This is a genomic window from Neobacillus sp. S1115 (genome assembly GCF_055385565.1).
On sequence record NZ_AP038275.1, the window covers coordinates 5,947,313 to 5,963,836 of the forward strand.

14 protein-coding genes and 1 pseudogene are annotated in these 16,524 nt (G+C 40.7%); 1 reads left to right on the forward strand and 14 read right to left on the reverse strand.

The window, feature by feature from the left end:
* Nucleotides 1–578: 578 nt before the first annotated feature.
* The 11 genes from ACZ5B7_RS28900 to ACZ5B7_RS28950 all read right to left on the reverse strand — a co-directional run bounded on the left by ACZ5B7_RS28900 (nt 579) and on the right by ACZ5B7_RS28950 (nt 13,227).
* Nucleotides 579–1,130: a transposase gene (locus ACZ5B7_RS28900; RefSeq protein ID WP_464492001.1), complete on the reverse strand. Its 552-nt coding sequence runs from the start codon at nt 1,128–1,130 to the stop codon at nt 579–581.
* The gene (locus ACZ5B7_RS28905) at nt 1,131–2,666 is read right to left on the reverse strand and encodes a YifB family Mg chelatase-like AAA ATPase (RefSeq protein WP_464492002.1); all 1,536 of its coding nucleotides are present in this window, start codon (nt 2,664–2,666) and stop codon (nt 1,131–1,133) included.
* A gap of 960 nt (nt 2,667–3,626) precedes the next feature.
* Nucleotides 3,627–4,325 carry a hypothetical protein gene (locus tag ACZ5B7_RS28910; protein WP_464492003.1) on the reverse strand — a complete coding sequence of 233 codons (699 nt, stop codon included), beginning with the start codon at nt 4,323–4,325 and terminating at the stop codon, nt 3,627–3,629.
* Between the two features lie 560 nt (nt 4,326–4,885).
* A complete protein-coding gene (locus ACZ5B7_RS28915; RefSeq protein ID WP_464492004.1) occupies nt 4,886–5,842 on the reverse strand; it encodes a formylglycine-generating enzyme family protein in 957 nt (318 codons plus the stop codon).
* A 27-nt stretch (nt 5,843–5,869) separates the two neighbouring features.
* Complete coding sequence (locus ACZ5B7_RS28920; RefSeq protein ID WP_464492005.1) at nt 5,870–6,997, reverse strand: anaerobic sulfatase maturase; 1,128 nt, start codon at nt 6,995–6,997, stop codon at nt 5,870–5,872.
* 21 nt (nt 6,998–7,018) lie between these two features.
* Nucleotides 7,019–7,744 carry an N-acetylmannosamine-6-phosphate 2-epimerase gene (locus tag ACZ5B7_RS28925; protein ID WP_464492006.1) on the reverse strand — a complete coding sequence of 242 codons (726 nt, stop codon included), beginning with the start codon at nt 7,742–7,744 and terminating at the stop codon, nt 7,019–7,021.
* Nucleotides 7,745–7,830: 86 nt separating this feature from the next.
* Nucleotides 7,831–8,298 carry a PTS sugar transporter subunit IIA gene (locus tag ACZ5B7_RS28930; protein ID WP_464492007.1) on the reverse strand — a complete coding sequence of 156 codons (468 nt, stop codon included), beginning with the start codon at nt 8,296–8,298 and terminating at the stop codon, nt 7,831–7,833.
* Nucleotides 8,292–9,680 carry a sulfatase family protein gene (locus tag ACZ5B7_RS28935; protein ID WP_464492008.1) on the reverse strand — a complete coding sequence of 463 codons (1,389 nt, stop codon included), beginning with the start codon at nt 9,678–9,680 and terminating at the stop codon, nt 8,292–8,294. Before ACZ5B7_RS28935 ends, ACZ5B7_RS28930 begins: the two co-directional genes overlap by 7 nt.
* A 98-nt stretch (nt 9,681–9,778) precedes the next feature.
* The gene (locus ACZ5B7_RS28940) at nt 9,779–11,356 is read right to left on the reverse strand and encodes a PTS transporter subunit EIIC (RefSeq protein ID WP_464492009.1); all 1,578 of its coding nucleotides are present in this window, start codon (nt 11,354–11,356) and stop codon (nt 9,779–9,781) included.
* Nucleotides 11,357–11,591: 235 nt separating this feature from the next.
* Nucleotides 11,592–12,311 (reverse strand): GntR family transcriptional regulator, encoded by a 720-nt coding sequence (locus ACZ5B7_RS28945; protein ID WP_464492010.1) that lies wholly within the window; start codon nt 12,309–12,311, stop codon nt 11,592–11,594.
* 28 nt (nt 12,312–12,339) lie between these two features.
* The gene (locus tag ACZ5B7_RS28950) at nt 12,340–13,227 is read right to left on the reverse strand and encodes a LysR family transcriptional regulator (RefSeq protein ID WP_464492011.1); all 888 of its coding nucleotides are present in this window, start codon (nt 13,225–13,227) and stop codon (nt 12,340–12,342) included.
* 186 nt (nt 13,228–13,413) lie between these two features.
* On the opposite strand from ACZ5B7_RS28950, the gene ACZ5B7_RS28955 reads away from it, so the two are divergent.
* Nucleotides 13,414–14,217: a sulfite exporter TauE/SafE family protein gene (locus tag ACZ5B7_RS28955; protein WP_464492012.1), complete on the forward strand. Its 804-nt coding sequence runs from the start codon at nt 13,414–13,416 to the stop codon at nt 14,215–14,217.
* Between the two features lie 246 nt (nt 14,218–14,463).
* On the opposite strand, the gene ACZ5B7_RS28960 is transcribed toward ACZ5B7_RS28955, so the two are convergent.
* The 3 genes and pseudogenes from ACZ5B7_RS28960 to ACZ5B7_RS28970 form a co-directional block, all read right to left on the reverse strand.
* Entirely contained in the window at nt 14,464–14,829 is a 366-nt protein-coding gene (locus tag ACZ5B7_RS28960) for a transposase (RefSeq protein ID WP_464492013.1), read from the reverse strand.
* A 14-nt stretch (nt 14,830–14,843) separates the two neighbouring features.
* Nucleotides 14,844–14,987, reverse strand: a pseudogene (locus ACZ5B7_RS28965) (magnesium chelatase subunit ChlI family protein); the annotation flags it as partial.
* A gap of 18 nt (nt 14,988–15,005) precedes the next feature.
* Nucleotides 15,006–16,388, reverse strand: a complete 1,383-nt coding sequence (locus ACZ5B7_RS28970) for a YifB family Mg chelatase-like AAA ATPase (RefSeq protein ID WP_464492014.1) — start codon at nt 16,386–16,388, stop codon at nt 15,006–15,008.
* Nucleotides 16,389–16,524 lie beyond the last annotated feature (136 nt).

Consider the following 16,524-nt stretch of genomic DNA (forward strand, 5'->3'; position numbering starts at 1 on the left):
AAATATGTACGGAGTACCAGATTCTATTTTCGTAAGGGCACAGACCCATTTAATTAGCAAAACTGGCCTCCACCCCTTGGATAGGCATGACGAAGGAATGATAGGGCAGACGACCCGTTGAGACATGGGAGGGAAAGCCTCCAGGGGAGGCGTGGAGATGTACATTATATGGTAAAATATGGGGAACTAATTCGCTCCTCTATTTGACTATGCCTTCACGAAGCCATAATGATTTAAACTTATTTCATTTTATCGTTAACGCTAAATCAAGGGTTATGAAATCCTGCGAATAAGCGAGTATTCGAGAGAAAATCGTATTAAACTGAGGGAGAAAATAGCTTAATTAGACGGAAAGATTCCGACTAATAACCCGAAAAACGTGAAAATGAGTAATTTTGCTTTGCTTAATCGGAAAACCGCCGCTTCATAATTCAACAAAATCCCCCAATCCCCTCCTAATCTAACCACCAAATTTGACAAATTCACGAACAAAAAAATAGGGCCATGCCCTATGCATAACCCTCACACTTTAACGCTTTAAACTTTAGCTGAGCGGGGGTCTGATCCCACTAGCCCCGTCACTGTCTGGCAAACAAACTAAGACAATACTTCTCCCTCCTTTGCTCCTTTGTTCCTTCGTAATAGTTTAATAAAATATCTATATTTAAAAAACTTGGCGGTTGGGAGTTCTGGTACTTAAATAAATGAAAGCTACTCCACGGATAAAATTCCGGCCTTCTGACCATCCTGGCTTCTACCGGATTTAAATGAATGTATCGGCTGACCTCCAACATCCCTTCCTTATCGTCAATAATTTGATCAAAATATCGTTTTTCATAAACATGGCCAGTTAAGTGATATTTTGTATTATAGTAATTGGCGTACCTCTTATTAATGAGTGCCATCAATCTTGAAAACGGAATTTCTTGTGAGCGTATTTGTAAATGATAATGGTTGGTCATCAAACAATATGAGGCGATTTCGAAGGGAATCTTTTCATGGAGTTGCCCGAGGATGTGGAAAAAGGCTTCAAAATCGGAGGCATTACGGAACAACGGATCGCGACGGTTGCCTCTACAGACAATGTGGTAAAAGTGGTTTGGTATCCAAATTCTTTTCTCCCGTGACATTTACGTTTCCCTCGCAATTGCATATGATTTGTGCAAACCCCATCGTCTTAAAGTCATCGCTTCCCAAATAGCTGAATCACTAATAACATCCTCCCCTTTTAGGTCTGATATTGTACGGGCCAAACGAATAATTTTGATTTGAACTCGATTGCTCCAATTTTGCTTCACAGCAACGTTTGTCAGCATTTTTTGCCGCTCGTTTGTTAACGGACTTGTTTCCATTAGAATTTCAAATGGGACTTTTGCATTCGACATTTCCATTTTATAGCGATTATATTGAAGTGTACGGGCTTGTTCGACCCGCATTCGAATTTTCTCAGATGTTTCCTGGAATCCTGCCTTCTGATCTAGATTTACAGACTGCAAAGTCAATAGTATATCAATCCGGTCATAGACCGGCCCTGATAGGCGATTTCGGTAGCTTTGTATTTGTTTATCAGTACAGGTGCAGTAATGGAAGTTGGAACCCAGATACCCACAAGGACAGGGATTCATAGCACCAATTAATAGAAAGGAAGACGGATAGGTAACGGTGGAATGGGCTCTGCTGATTGTCACCTTTCCTGTCTCAAGCGGCTGTCTTAACATATCAAGTGTCTTTTTGGGGAACTCTGCCATCTCATCTAAAAACAAAACTCCATGATGGGCAAGGGAAATTTCTCCGGGTCGGGGAGTCGAACCGCCGCCAATAATGGCAACTGATGAGGCAGAATGGTGTGGATGTCTAAATGGGACTGTTTGATGAAATATCTTTCTCTCTCCTGCAAGCTGATAAAGGCTGAGGACTTCCAGCTGGGCTTGATTGGTAAGGGTAGGAAGAATAGAAGGGAAAGATTCAGCCAGCAAGCTTTTTCCACAGCCGGGAGGACCGCTCATCAGCACATTATGTTCGCCGGCAGCAGCTATTTCTAACGCCCGTTTTGCTTGCTCGTGGCCAATGACATGACAAAAATCTTTCTGTGGCGAATTTGGAAAAAGTGGTTCTTGGCTATGCGGTGCTAGTTTTGGAAGGAGAGAAAAACTTTCTTGCCCTTCTAGGTGATTTACGACTTCTTCAATATGCTGAACAACAATACATTCCAAACCCTGGAGCATATGAACTGGTATTGAAGGGTCGTAGGGAAAATATACCCGTTTTAGCCCTAATGCTTTCGCCGATATCAAAGCCGGCAACATCCCCTCCGCTTTTACAATGGTTCCATCCAACGATAAAGCACCGATAAAGGCCGTTTCAAACGGTATTACTCCTTTTATGACATTCAGCTCCTTTAAAGCAGCAATGGCAATAGCCAAATCAAACAGTGGTCCATTCTTCTTCTGTTCAGCCGGTGAAAGATTAACCACTACCTTCTGATCGGTAACATCCATATCGAAGTGGCTTAGGGCAGCAATAACTCGTTCCCTCGATTCCTTCACTGAAGCATCAGGAAGACCAACAATCACCATAGATTCAGTACCAGGTGTTATCCGCACCTCCACTTGAACAAGATAGCCCTCGAGCCCTTTTAAACCTATGCTCGATACTTTTACAGTCATATAGAAAAACCTCCTAACAACCAATTATTAAAAAAACATTATTTCAGCCTAGGAATATAAAACAATTGAGGAAAATGTAAAATTACTTGTGGAATCTGACAAATAAAAAAAAACATTCTGAACGTCCAGGGGAGTGTAGATGGGCTCAAGAAATACAAACGGAGAACAACAAAATCTATCAACATTAGCCTTCACCAATATTCTATCACTTTCTCCCAATATAAAAACCAACCAATCTTCGACAAAATTCGGGTGATTTCGGGTGGTGACAGTGCACGATAACAACTTCCCATCAGGAATATTTTGGTGTATAATAGGCGTATAATAAAAAAGAGAGAAGTGTTGAACCACCTCTCTCCCATGCAGCTGCTACCGTCAGGGTGGTGGTTGTCAAAGATTAATGTTTATGAGAACCACCCTTTAGCTTGCGACGGCGTAGGGTGGTTTTCTTGTCTTCAAGAACGTTTTTCCGAAAGAAATATGCGCTTATTTCACGCACAACTCCTTTTAGAATTTCTCGTAAAATTTCAAGAAAAGTTTCCAGGAATATCACCTCCTTTCCCTTAATAATGAAGGAAAAGAAGTAAGACAACCTGGCCACCCTCACAATATTCAGCTGCGACTCTATTATACCATTTTGTAAACTCCTAAAATCCTATCAATCTTCGACAAAATTCGGGCAATTTCGGGTGGTGACAGGCACCATCCCTACGTTCCTCCCCCAAGGAGTGAGGCAGCAGAAGCAGAATAAAACCCTATAAAACCCTATCATTCTTCGACAAAATTCGAGTGGTTTCGGGTGGTGACAGGCACCATCTTTTTTCTATTTACTGATACAATAGAATAGGGTGGTGACAGGCACCGGAAGTTAAAACAATCTTATTTTAGATTTCCTAAAAGGTATACCTTTATAAACAAAAAAAGATGAATAACCACTTATCCATCTTATCTTAAATCATATTATTCTGGCATGCTAACTTTTATCTTGTTATATTGGGATTCAAGTTCAGTTGAAAGGCTATTTATATCCCTTGTGTAGGTTAGGTATGAACCTTTTGGGGTTAATGCTAAATTTGAATACTTTTCATAGATACCATAGAAATCTAGTAATTCATTATAAATATCTTTATATTTATCTGGTCGATTCTTTAACTTACCTAATTGTGCTATTATTAATTCATTTTTTTCTTCGATTTTCTTTATATTACCTTGTGATTCAGCTAAGTTCCGTATAATAGCTAAACCCGTATTAAAATCTCCTTTTCTAATATAATCCCCCCTAAAAGAATTTGTTCTTATCCTATCTTTTGGGGAGTTTTCTAATACTGTAGCTTCATCCATGCTTAAATACTTTGCTAGTGTTTTTAAAAATAAATCATTTTCAATTGTAGCATTCCAAACCTCCACATTAAGTTTAGATAAAATTTGCTGTGCCTTATACATAGTATTAATATTTTCTGTTGTTTCTTTCAAAAGATTAATATATTCCTTTTCCTTTTTTGCCTGCTCTTTCGCCTTAACTTCTAAATTGTGTTCTCTTACAAAATAACCACCAATCCCCACTCCTATTACAAATATTGCTAAAATAATAAGGAATTTTTTTGATTTAAAGAAGGTTACTTTAGCTTTTTGCTCATTATTAATCTCTAAATTATCCATGCAAATTTCCCCCTTAATTTTTATCTCTAATATATCCTAAGAATAACATATCTAGGAATTTCTGTTCATATTTCCCCCAATATATCACATCTTTTCAATCAAAAGTTCACACGTAAAAATTATGCCAATAAACAGGCTTTTTTGACCACGTAAGAGTTTTTTAACAAAGTTCGGGAATAGAATACATAAAATTTCTCTGTTATATATTTAGAAACAGAAAAAATAACCAAGCATTTTTGCTTAGTTATTATTTATATCATTTTTATAAATAATGTTTCTATAGCCATTCAAGTGATACTTTCTTTTAATTCCTTGTTTGCTGAATAGAACGTCAGTAACAATAAATCAAAAAAAACGCCTCCACATCGCATAAAAGGAACTCAGGCCGGCGGCTGAACCTGACTAGTCCTGTACATAGTATGGCATTCATGACCTATTGTACACCAAAAAATCAGGACAGCCGCACGAGTCATGATTCCTGCAGAAAAAGAGGGTTTTTGTGTCCCGCATTTCCATTCCTTGCGGGATTCATGGTCCTACCCACAGAACATCCCTATGTCTCACGGCAGGTCCACAGCGCATCGGAAGCCGATGTTTCCGGTAGAGCTGTCGGGTGTGTTTTGGGTTCGGGCAGCTGCGCGGTATCTGTTGCAGTAGGATTGATGGCAAAGGTAGGAGCCGCCTTTCATAACCTTGGCTGTTCCCTCACTTGGTCCTGTTGGATTCTCCGTTTTCTCGGTGGTATGCTTAGCAGAAAACCAGTCTGAACACCACTCCCACACATTTCCGACAACATTGTATAAACCAAAGCCGTTGGGACGGAAGGAATGGACAGGTGCAGTAGATAAATACCCATCTTCCAGGCTGTTTTCAATTGGAAAATCACCTTGCCAAATATTGCATTGATGCTCCCCGGAGATGAGCAGTTCATCACCCCAAGGATAAATCCTCCCTTCTAATCCTCCGCGGGCGGCGTATTCCCATTCGGCTTCTGTTGGCAGCCTTTTGCCGGACCATTGGCAATATGCAAGCGCATCATTCCAAGAAACATGGATGACAGGGTGATCCATCCTATCGTTAATGGAAGAATCCGGCCCTTCTGGGTGCTTCCAGCTCGCCCCTTCCACCACTAACCACCATGGTGTCCCCATGACACTTTGCTTCACTGACTTTTTCACGGAATCCGATACAAGCATATGAAACACAAACGACCATCCATACCTTTCCGCTTCCGTCACATAATTAGTTTCGGCAACAAATTCACTAAATTGCTGGTTCGTTACAGCATAGCGATCAATGGCAAAAGGCTTGAGCACGACCTTTCTCGCAGGACCTTCACCATCCGTATCAAAGCCTACCGCATCATCCGTTCCCATGGTAAATTCTCCACCAGGCAAAGGAACTAAATTCTCTCTATGCTTCATTGAAGTATGGTTTATAGCGGAAGTCAGAAGAGGTTTTTTCTCCTGGCTTTCCAAGTAATCTCGGTTGATACTGCAGCATGATGTTTTACTCATAAACTCATCCCCAATCGATGTTTTTACTTAGACTAAGTGTCCCTGTAAAACTTTTCTTCCCATCTCAAGAATCGAAACAGTATTTCTTTCGAAAAAGTCATAATAGGCATCGCAATAATAAAGCTCAAATTCATTAGTTTGCTTATTTGGGACTTTATACCTCTTGCATCCACCTCTGCATAGCGCCAGGTGTTTACAAGATTTACACTTGTCGCTTAAGGGCACCGATTCTTTTCGAAATTGAGAAGCCACCGCCCCGTTATACATCTCCAAATAAGCATTTTCAGTGATATTCCCCATTTTATAGGCATCCAACGCATAGAAATCACAGGGAAATACATCTCCATTAGCCTCGATAACAAAATAAGTTGAACATGAACCTGCCATCGAGCAGCTTTCTGGTGCAAACCCCTGGCCCATCCGAACATAATTATCAAACAACCGATCACTAATATAGTGCCCGTTATCAAAGTTTTCTTTGTAATAGTCAAACAGCGTATTCAATGTATCCTTATATTGCTCAATACTTAGTGCGAATGAATCCGCGGCGTTCGGCTCGTCCATTTGATTAAGGCACGGAATGAACTGAATATAGTGGAATCCTTCTTTCATAAAAAACTCATAGACTTCATGAATATGTTCAGCTACGTCCTTCGATAAAACACATAATATATTAAACGGTACATCATATTCTTGTAGTAGTCGAATATTTCCCATGATCCGTTGATGAGTGGGCTTTTGATGATTTGTTTTTCGCATTTCATCATGGATATGGCTCGGTCCATCAACAGACACACCTACTAAAAAATTATTTTCCTTAAAAAACTTGACCCATTCTTCATCCAAATTATATCCATTCGTCTGGATCGAATAACTGACAGCGGCATTTTTCGTATTATAAAATTTGGCCTTCTCTACAAAGCTTTGGTAGAACTCCAATCCGGCAAGAGTAGGCTCCCCTCCCTGAAAGGCAAAGGAAATGAGGCTGGCTCCACTCTCAAAAGCTTTTTCAATTAACGATAATTGAACATTCTCCTTCATCATTCCGTAACTTGAAGTGGTCCGATGATTCGCAACATCATGGTAAAAACAATAACTGCAATCCAAGTTGCAACTGGATGAAACTGGTTTCATTAATATGGTTAATGTCTGCATGCTGCACACACACTCCTCAACCTAATACAAAAGCGGCATTTTTCGTTCGTACTTATTCATTTTAACCGTGAATCGTAACGTTGTTAGATGCGGTCTCGTAATCGCACTTCCGACCACAACGGCATGTGCACCTAAATAGAGGCTTTGAATGGCTTCTTCCGGTGTATTGATTTTGCCTTCCATCAGCACATATCCCAGACCCTCACTGACTCGAATGATTTCAGCAAGCATCTCAAAATCAGGACTGTCAATCGATTTAGGGTTGTCATTAAAACGATAAAGAGTTGGAGCCACCAGATCCGCCCCAAGTTGCAGCGCATGGAGAGCTTCCTTGGAATTTCGAATATCTGCCAAAATCACGATATCAGGAAATTCTTTTTTTATACAAGGAATAATATCAAAGGCTTTTCTTCCTTCTTCCGTCAAACGGTCCGTTGCATCCACTGCCACAATATCGGCGCCAGCCTCTATGACCTCTCTTACAGCCTCCATGGTAGGAGTAATAAAAACAGGGCTGGTTTCACTATGAATCTTCCACAACCCAATAATCGGTAAATCAGTGTTTTTCCTTACTGCTTTTATATCCTCCGGTGTATTTAACCGCAATCCTGCAGCCCCGCCCCAAATGGCAGAGCTGGCCATCGCTTCAATGATGCCAGGAACGTAAATGGGATCATCCTTCTTTGCCTGGCACGAAACGATTAGTCCGTCTTTTAACTGGTTTACTACCTGCAGTTTTTTATCCATGTCTATTCCACCTTTTTAGAAAATCTAACGACGATTATTCTAGAGAAAGACACCCTTTTTGTTGAAAGGATGTCTCATACATGTTCTTAATCGAACTTAATAATGTCTTTTTCCATGCTCGATACTTGTTGTCCTGTCTTTAATAACTGACACTGTTTCCCATTCGTAAACACCACAATCACATCAGTGGCAGGGACTTTATCTTTTATTCTTCCAAAATCAGCAGTGATTAACAGGTCTCCCTGCTTTACCGATTGGCCTTCTTGAACATGAAGGGAAAATCCTTCCCCATTAAGCGATACGGTATCAATTCCCACATGAATCAAGATTTCCGTTCCATCGTCTGATTTGATCCCCACTGCATGCTTGGTTGGAAAGGTAAATTCCACTTTTCCGCTGACAGGTGAACAGATGTTGGATTCCAAAGGTTCAATAGCGAACCCATCTCCCATTGCCTTAGAGGCAAAAGCCTCATCCGGAACATCAGCTAGCTCTTTAAGTATTCCTACCACTGGACTGACAAAACCGGCTTTCTTCTTAAATAGCTTTAACAACTGTATTCCCTCGCTTTTACATAGTCATTTGGGTCCTTGGAGCTAGGATTAATACATTCTTGCTTATTAACCTTCCAACCCTCTTTGACTACAATATTTCCATTTAACAATGGATCATTTGTTTTCTCTTGATACTCCACTAATTTTTGCCGCATCTCTTTGAGCACATCGGCATAACGCGGCTCATCGGCCACATTATTTCGTTCACCTGGATCGTATAACAAATCATAAAGCGCTTCTTTATACTTCACAACCTGGTCTAAACCATTTTCTAAATAATAGCTTTTTGAAGGAGAGTTATCGATATTGGACATGTTCACCTTTAAATACTTTTCATCATAATAGCGAATGTATTTATACTTACTTGTCCGTATGCATCTCGTTGGTTCGTAGGAGGTGTGGAAATTCACTTCTGCAAAGACTTCCTCCCTGACTTCCACTTTTGGGTCCTCAAATATTTCTGCAAAAGATACCCCCTGCAGGTTTTCTGGTTTTTCTATGTTTAATAAATCACAAATAGTTGGGAATAAATCTACCTGCGAAACTAGACTTTCGACTACTTGGCCTTTTGTGTTGCTTTCGGGAACACGCATAATGAAGGAAACACCAATTCCCGTATCTGTCAGATTACACTTGCTGAACGGGAAAGCAATGCCGTGGTCCGTTGTAAATATGATAATAGATTCATCATATAAGCCTTCACGCTTTAACGTATCGATGACGATTTTAAAAGAATCATCGAACCAGGAGCTGGATTTTAAATAGCCTGCATAATCTTCCCTAGTGACTTCATTATCTGGGATTGGATACGGCGGCATGACATATTTCGAATCAATTCCATTCTTTTCGCCAGTCGGGAACTTCCGGTGGGTGGCAAATAGCCCATAGGATAAAAAGAATGGCTGCTCTTTGTCTGCCCCTTGTAACCACTCGCTGACACGCTGAGCATTCAAGTAATCCCATTTCACCAGCTCTTCTTCAGGATAGTTGTCATTGTCAGCTGAAATATTTTCATCATAGCCGATTGTTTTGGCCCCTTCTTCTGGGTTCAAATAACTGCCTACTTCATGCTGAATCCCACATAAAACGGTATAATAATCTTGTTTTTTCAGAAATTGTACCAGATGCTGTGAATAGTCCTGTAAGCCAAATCCACGTTGCGCCAAGCCGAGCATGCCGTTACTATGCGGATACATCCCGGTCAATAAGCCTGCTCTGCTCGGAGAACAGGTTGGCCCAACACAGTAGGCTTGTCGAAACAGTGTTGCATCCTCGGTAAACTTTTTCAAGTTCGGGGTTGGAACGTCATACCCATACGGACTTAGCATTCTGCCGCTATCATGGGTATGAATGTAGATAATATTTTTTTTCAATTTAATCACCTATTCCATCATCCTGTTTTGTTCTTCTGTTGTGCTCATGTAAAAGGGAAAGGAGAAATACTAGAATACTTTTTATCTAGTATTTCTCTCCTGTTCTTCTATGAAATGGATTCTAAATATTCATCAATTTCTGCTCGAACGAGATTTACTTTTGGTCCAAAAATAACCTGAACCGATTTACCACGGACAATAGTATTGTAAGCCCCCACTGATTTTAATGCTGCAGCATCAATCACGTCCGGTTTTACCACACTAACCCGAAGACGTGTAGCACAGTTATCAATATCCGTAATATTGCTCATTCCGCCTAAAGCAGCGATGATAACTTCGGATTGTCCGGCTTGCGTTTGGAAAGAACTATTGAGTTTACTTTCTTCCTCTGTATCAGATGTGTCATCCCGTCCAGGTGTTTTCGCATTTAATTTTAGAATGGCTGTTTTGAAAACAAAATAATAAACAATCGCAACAGGAATACCCAGTGCAAGTACCCAGAGATAGCCTGTCTTGTCATTGCCTTGGAAGACACCGAATAATAAGAACTCGATGGCCCCTGCTGAGAATGTCGATCCAATCGTAATATGCGTTAGGGCAGCAACGACAAACACAGAAGCAAACAAAAGAGCTTCAAGAACGAATAAGATTGGAGAAGCAAAAAGCAAGGCGAATGAGATTGGTTCTGTAACACCGGTAATTAACGAAGTTAAACCGATGGATAATAAGAAACCTGCCGTTGCTTTACGCTTCGGTCCAGCAGGAATGGCTTTGTACATGGCAAAGGCTACTGCCGGCATACCAAACATCATATGGAAGTAACGGCCACTATTAAATAATGCAAGGTTTTCAAAGAACTTAGTGGTATGTGGATCAGATAATTGCGCCAAGAAGATATTTTGGAATCCTTCAACGACTTTTCCACCTACTTCAAGCGTACCGCCTGCAGAGGTTGTCCAGAATGGAAGGTAGAATACGTGGTGCAATCCCAATAAATAAAGAGTACGTAATAAAAGACCATATAGGAATGAACCTACAACACCTAAGCCTGTGGCAAATTCGCCAAAAGCAGCAATTCCGTGACCGACGAATGGCCAAACTAAGAACATGATCGCTCCAATTACGAGAAACACAAAGGTATTAACAATCGGCACAAAACGTGAGCCGCCAAAGAAAGCTAGAAATTCCGGCAAACTCTTTTTGTAATAGCGGTCATGAACGAAAGCTGTTCCAATCCCGGCTAAGATCCCGCCAAATACCCCCATTTGCAAAGTCATAATCCCAAATTGAAGTCCTTGACCGTATGCACGGGGATCAGCACCCTCCGGAGGAAGACCGCCGGTAACCTTTAATAAAGCATTAATGGTGATAATTAATACGAAATAACCGACGACAGCAGCCAAACCAGCTGTCCCTTTTTCTGCCTTTACGAGGCCAACTGCGATACCAACCGCGAAAATAAGCGGCAGTGCCGAGAAAACACCGGATCCGGCAGCATTCATAATCTGTAAAATCGCCTGAAGAACCGTATTGTTCAGGATTGGATACGCCTGAATAACAGCAGCACCTGATAAAGCGGAGGAAATACCGAGTAATAACCCGGCTACCGGCAAGATGGCGATAGGCAGCAAGATGGCCTTCCCCAGTCTTTGACCAAAGTCCAGTAATCTTTGTCTTACAGTCATGCAAAAACCCCCCAAATAGTCATTTTCATTTTGCGAATAGTGGAATTATTCAGACTCAATAATATAAAAAAATATCATTCCGAATTTCCGCCTTTCTATTCCCCTTACAAAATGTATTCGCTTTCTTGATGCTATTATAATTGCAGCTTTTGAATTAATCAATACATTTGTTAATACATTTCATTAAATGTAAATATATTTTTAAAAAAAACAGTAAATCACACGGATTTACTGCTCATTTTACTTTTATCGCCTGATATTGATATTTAGGGGAATTTAATACTAATACGGAATGATCAGCAATCTCTCCCGTTTCCAAATAGGTCGTATTTAACACTTTTAAAATTGGCTGTTCCGGATCACATTGAAAATGCTTTACGATTTCTTCTGAAGGAAAAATGGGCACAACCGCTTGATGGACATAACTAATCTGGACCTTTTTTGATTCCTCTACATATTTATAGCGGGAGTGTAGCAATTTTTCATAGGATAAATCAGGATACTCGGATACACTCATGTGAGAAGTCTCATGCATAATCGGTTCACCATCCGCCCTACGTAGACGTTCTATATAATAGACTGGTGTTTCCGCTGGTACATTTAATTTGGTACTAATGTACTTGGAAGCAGGAATAATTTTAAACTCGAGCACTTCCGAGGTAACGGTTTTATTCAAGGCGTTCATCTCATCTGTAAAGCTTTTAACATTCGTTGTTCTGCCGATCAGAGTGGGCTCTGCTACAAACGTCCCGCTCCCCGGATTACGGATCAGGTAGCCTTTGGCCACTAAGTTATTCGTCGCCTGTCTGACAGTAACCCGGCTTACATTATGCTCTTTCGCCAACTCCTGTTCAGTCGGGATTAATTGCCCTTTGGTATAAAAACCGCTGTTAATCTTACTTAACAGCTCATTTTCTATAATCTTGTACTTGGCTAATCGTTTCTGGTTTTTCATGTGATACTCCTTTGCAGGATCGTTTTATTTATTCATTGCGGATAAAATGGATAAACTGGCTTAAACCTGTTTTTTGAAAGCGATGATTTTTCCGCACCATCCATAGGTCCCTTGTTAAATGAAAATTAACTATTTTGATTTCACATAACATACCGTATTTTAATTCTTTTAATACTGTCAACTTAGGAAGAAGGCTGATCCCTAGCTCAGCCTCCACTGCATTTTTTATCGATTGGTAGCTGCCGAGTTCCATTTTACTTTCAATTTTACCGATGATTCCATGCTTTTCAAGGGCTTCTTCCACGATCAACCGCGTACCTGACTCCACTTCTCTCCAAATCATCTTCTCTTCAGGCAGTTCCGTGATATCAATTGTTTTTCGTTTGCTCCAGCGGTGCTGCGATGCCACAACGAGAACAATCTCATCTTCTGCAAACTTTTCAATTTCAAAGATATCGTTTTTTACAGCCCCTTCCACTAACGCAATATCAATTTCATGATTGTCCAACTTCGAAAGGATCGATGGGGTGTTGGCAATCGATAAGCTGAATTTTAACTGTGGAAAGTTCTTTTGAAAACTTCCCAGTAAGCCTGGTAATAAATATTCGCCGATGGTCAAGCTTGCCCCCATATTCAGAACGGTATCCTGCTTTCCCATAAGCTCCTGAACGGCTTCAAATGACCGTTTGGTATATTCTATTATTTCCTTTGCATAGGGATAGAGTACCTTTCCTGCATCAGTAGGCAGCAGCTTTCCATCAACCCGTTCAAATAACAGCGCCCCATAATTTTCTTCAAGCTGATGAATTTGCCTGGTGACAGCCGGCTGTGAGACAAAGCTTATTCGCGCCGCCTTACTGATACTTCCTTCGTCCACCACCGTACAAAACATCTTTAAACTATCAATATTCAACACTCCATCCCCCCTTATTCCGTATTAGTTTCAAGAATAGATCATAAAAGCAACGAGGTATTTCTTTAATTGATTAATACATTTAGATTAATAGTTATAACATTTATTTATACCCTATAAAAAAATTCGATTATACAATGACCTCTTTATTTGTTAATTTAAATATATCGTGTAAGGGGGGGTTTTGTCATGGAAATCTCAACTGGTTTGCTGATTTTAGCCGTGGGAATGATTGCCGGAGGCTACGGTACAATCGTTGGAGCCGGCGGGGGATTCATATTTGTGCCAGCACTTCTCATTGTTTTTCATATGGATCCTGCCATCGCAGCAGGATGCGGAATTGTAATTGTATTAATCAATTCATTATCAGGTGTGGCTGGATATGCCAAAAGGAATATGATTCACTATCGTACGGGAATTATTTTAAGTTTGGGGGCATTTCCTGGTTCTTTACTTGGCGTCAAGCTACTGCAAATGTATTCATCCAGTTACTTCTATGTTATTTTTGCAACGGTTTTAGTAGCTTTGGGCATTTTTTTATTTGCAAAGAACTCCTATGTTAGCTTTCGAAGAGAAAATGGCCGCCTTTCTATTGTTGAAGTGGGAAATACCGATTCCACAGCCGCGGATCCATCAAAGCTCACTGTCACACGGCTGCTTCCACTTGGTTTTTTTATGGGGGTTTTATCCAGCTATCTAGGGATTGGTGGAGGATGGCTGCTCGTTCCGATTTTAATTTACCTTTACAAGGTTCCGACCCATCATGCAACTGCGACATCGATTTTTTCACTTGCCCTCTATTCCACAGTGGGTGTCGTATCACAAATTTTTTATAGCAGCATTGATTGGGTGACCGTCCTGTGGGGAGGCATTGGAGTCATCATTGGTTCTCAGGTTGGTGTGGCCCTATCACAGCGCATACCGGGAAAAATGATTATCCAGATGCTTTCCATCCTTTTAATGATCATTGGGATCCGGATGTATTTTAGTTAGGACATCGAGCAACAGGCACCACCCATAAAATTCCAATTAACAGCTTGTTTATTAAAATTATTCCTCCTCAACAAATTCGCAATAATATTCAATCGTTTTCTGATTTTGCAGGATAAAGCTCTCTGGCAGGTCATGGAGGTTCAGGAATGGGAAGGGTAATAGATTAGCATTTTTGTAAAATTTGTAGCTGCTGTAAGGATAGTATTCCATCCGGACTACCATTGGCTTCTTGGTGCTGATTGGGTTTCAATGGATATATTTACTTACTTGGAGAAGATCCTGCGGATATGGAACAGGGGAACTGTTAAATCGCTGTTGAAAAACATGTCCTACACGACGGTATCGTCCATTAAAATAATCAGTATAGCGTTTATTAAAGATCCCCATGATTTTAGAAATAGATACCTCTTCCGTTTTCAAAAGTAGGTGATAGTGATTTGTCATAAAGCAAAAAGCACAAATTGAAATCGGTGTTTCATTATGAATCATCGTTAATAGCCGGAAAGCCTCTTGCATATCAGTCTCATCACAAAAGATGTTTTGCCGATTATTTCCTCTTGAATATATATGGTGATAGGCATGCGGAATCCACTCTCGTCTTTTTCTTCCCATGGCGATTCCCCTTATCAAACTCCGGCTGGCTGCACTGCTTCAGTTTGGGATTGTATCTTCCATTGTACTGCCTCTTTTAAAGAGTGATCTGATATTTTGGTTTCAAGTTGAAGGTCGCTAATAGTGCGGGCTACGCGGATGATTTTGACCTGAGTACGGTTACTCCACTTATTTTCTCAGCAAACTTGATGTAAGTAATCCAATTGGTCACTGGTGATTGGGCTTTTGCTTTGGATTAATTGAAACGGGACACGATTATTTAAGATTCTTTCCCCATAGCGCTCATATTGGCTTTCTCGCGCCTTTGTCACTCTCTCTTTTATAGAAAGGGAACTCTCTACCATTCTATTTTGCTGCTTAAGGGAAACATTACGTAATGTCAGGTGAAAATCAATCCGATCCATAATTGGTCCTGAAATCCGCTGTTTGTAAGAGGCAATCTGTTTAGGAGTACATACGCAGTAATGATGGGAGGAGCCCTGGTAGCCACAAGGACATGGGTTTGTTGCAGCAATTAGGACAAAGTCAGCTGGATAGGTGACAGATAGTTTTGCCCGATTGATAGTAATACGTCCGCTTTCCATTGGCTGCCGCAGCATATCGATTGTCTTCTTCGAAAATTCCCCCATTTCATCAAGAAATAAAATGCCGTGATGAGCCAATGAAACTTCACCAGGCCTCGGATACGTTCCTCCCCCAAGGAGTGAGGCAGCAGAAGCAGAATGATGCGGATGTCTAATTGGCGGCTGCTTCACAGAAGGCAGTTCCTCTCTACCCAACTGATAGATCCCATATAAATCCAGCACTTCTTCTGGAGTTAGGTCTGGGAAAATCGAAGGAAATGCTTCAGCCAGCATACTTTTTCCACAACCCGGAGGGCCGCTTAACAAAACATGATGCCCGCCCGCAGCTGCAATTTCCAATGCCCTTTTCGCGTGGGTATGTCCAATCACCGATTGAAAATCAATTTGCGGTTCTTCATGTATTTCTATAGAAGATACTGGCTCAGTATTTGTATTTGGAAAAGTAAATAAATGCTCTGCTGTAGTTTGTCCGCGTAAATGCGAAATGAGTCCGGATATGGAGGAAACTTGAATTAATTCTATTCCTGCTGATTGAGGAAATATGCGGGTATTAATGGGAGGAATAAAAATTTTCTTGAAACCAAGCTTGATGGCATTCGTCACAACTGGAATAATTCCTTCAAACGGTTCAATATCACATTCTAAAGATATGGCACCGATGATGCATGTATCTTCCAAATTTACTCCATCCAGCTCACCAACAGCTTTCAATACAGCAATCACCATCGCAGCATCATAACCCGGGCCTGTTTTTTTATATTCTGGAGGAGATAAATTCACAGTAATCTTCTTCGTATGTATATCTGCATTCTGTTCATACAATGCACTCCAAACCCGCTCCTTCGACTCCTTCACCGAAGCATCAGGCAAGCCTACAATCACAAAAGACTCCTTATCCGTCCGCGCATTCGCTTCAACCTTCACCTTGTAACCATCCATGCCATTCAAACCAACCGTCATCACAGAAGACGCCAAACCCCTAACCTCCTTCAAAACTCATAATCTATTAAAAATTACATCTATATTATACTCCACTAAATGTAAACAACAAAGAAATAACCGGAACTATTTAACATGAAATCAACAAACTGGAAATTCCCTGGATGGTGCC

Excerpts from the sequence above, each read along its gene's own strand:
- ACZ5B7_RS28925 (WP_464492006.1), bottom strand. The coding sequence starts at position 7,744 with ATGGATAAAAAACTGCAGGTAGTAAACCAGTTAAAAGACGGACTAATC.
- ACZ5B7_RS28955 (WP_464492012.1), top strand. The coding sequence starts at position 13,414 with ATGGAAATCTCAACTGGTTTGCTGATTTTAGCCGTGGGAATGATTGCC.
- ACZ5B7_RS28960 (WP_464492013.1), bottom strand. The coding sequence starts at position 14,829 with ATGGGAAGAAAAAGACGAGAGTGGATTCCGCATGCCTATCACCATATA.
- ACZ5B7_RS28900 (WP_464492001.1), bottom strand. The coding sequence starts at position 1,130 with ATGTCACGGGAGAAAAGAATTTGGATACCAAACCACTTTTACCACATT.
- ACZ5B7_RS28905 (WP_464492002.1), bottom strand. The coding sequence starts at position 2,666 with ATGACTGTAAAAGTATCGAGCATAGGTTTAAAAGGGCTCGAGGGCTAT.
- ACZ5B7_RS28945 (WP_464492010.1), bottom strand. The coding sequence starts at position 12,311 with ATGAAAAACCAGAAACGATTAGCCAAGTACAAGATTATAGAAAATGAG.
- ACZ5B7_RS28910 (WP_464492003.1), bottom strand. The coding sequence starts at position 4,325 with ATGGATAATTTAGAGATTAATAATGAGCAAAAAGCTAAAGTAACCTTC.
- ACZ5B7_RS28940 (WP_464492009.1), bottom strand. The coding sequence starts at position 11,356 with ATGACTGTAAGACAAAGATTACTGGACTTTGGTCAAAGACTGGGGAAG.
- ACZ5B7_RS28920 (WP_464492005.1), bottom strand. The coding sequence starts at position 6,997 with ATGCAGACATTAACCATATTAATGAAACCAGTTTCATCCAGTTGCAAC.
- ACZ5B7_RS28915 (WP_464492004.1), bottom strand. The coding sequence starts at position 5,842 with ATGAGTAAAACATCATGCTGCAGTATCAACCGAGATTACTTGGAAAGC.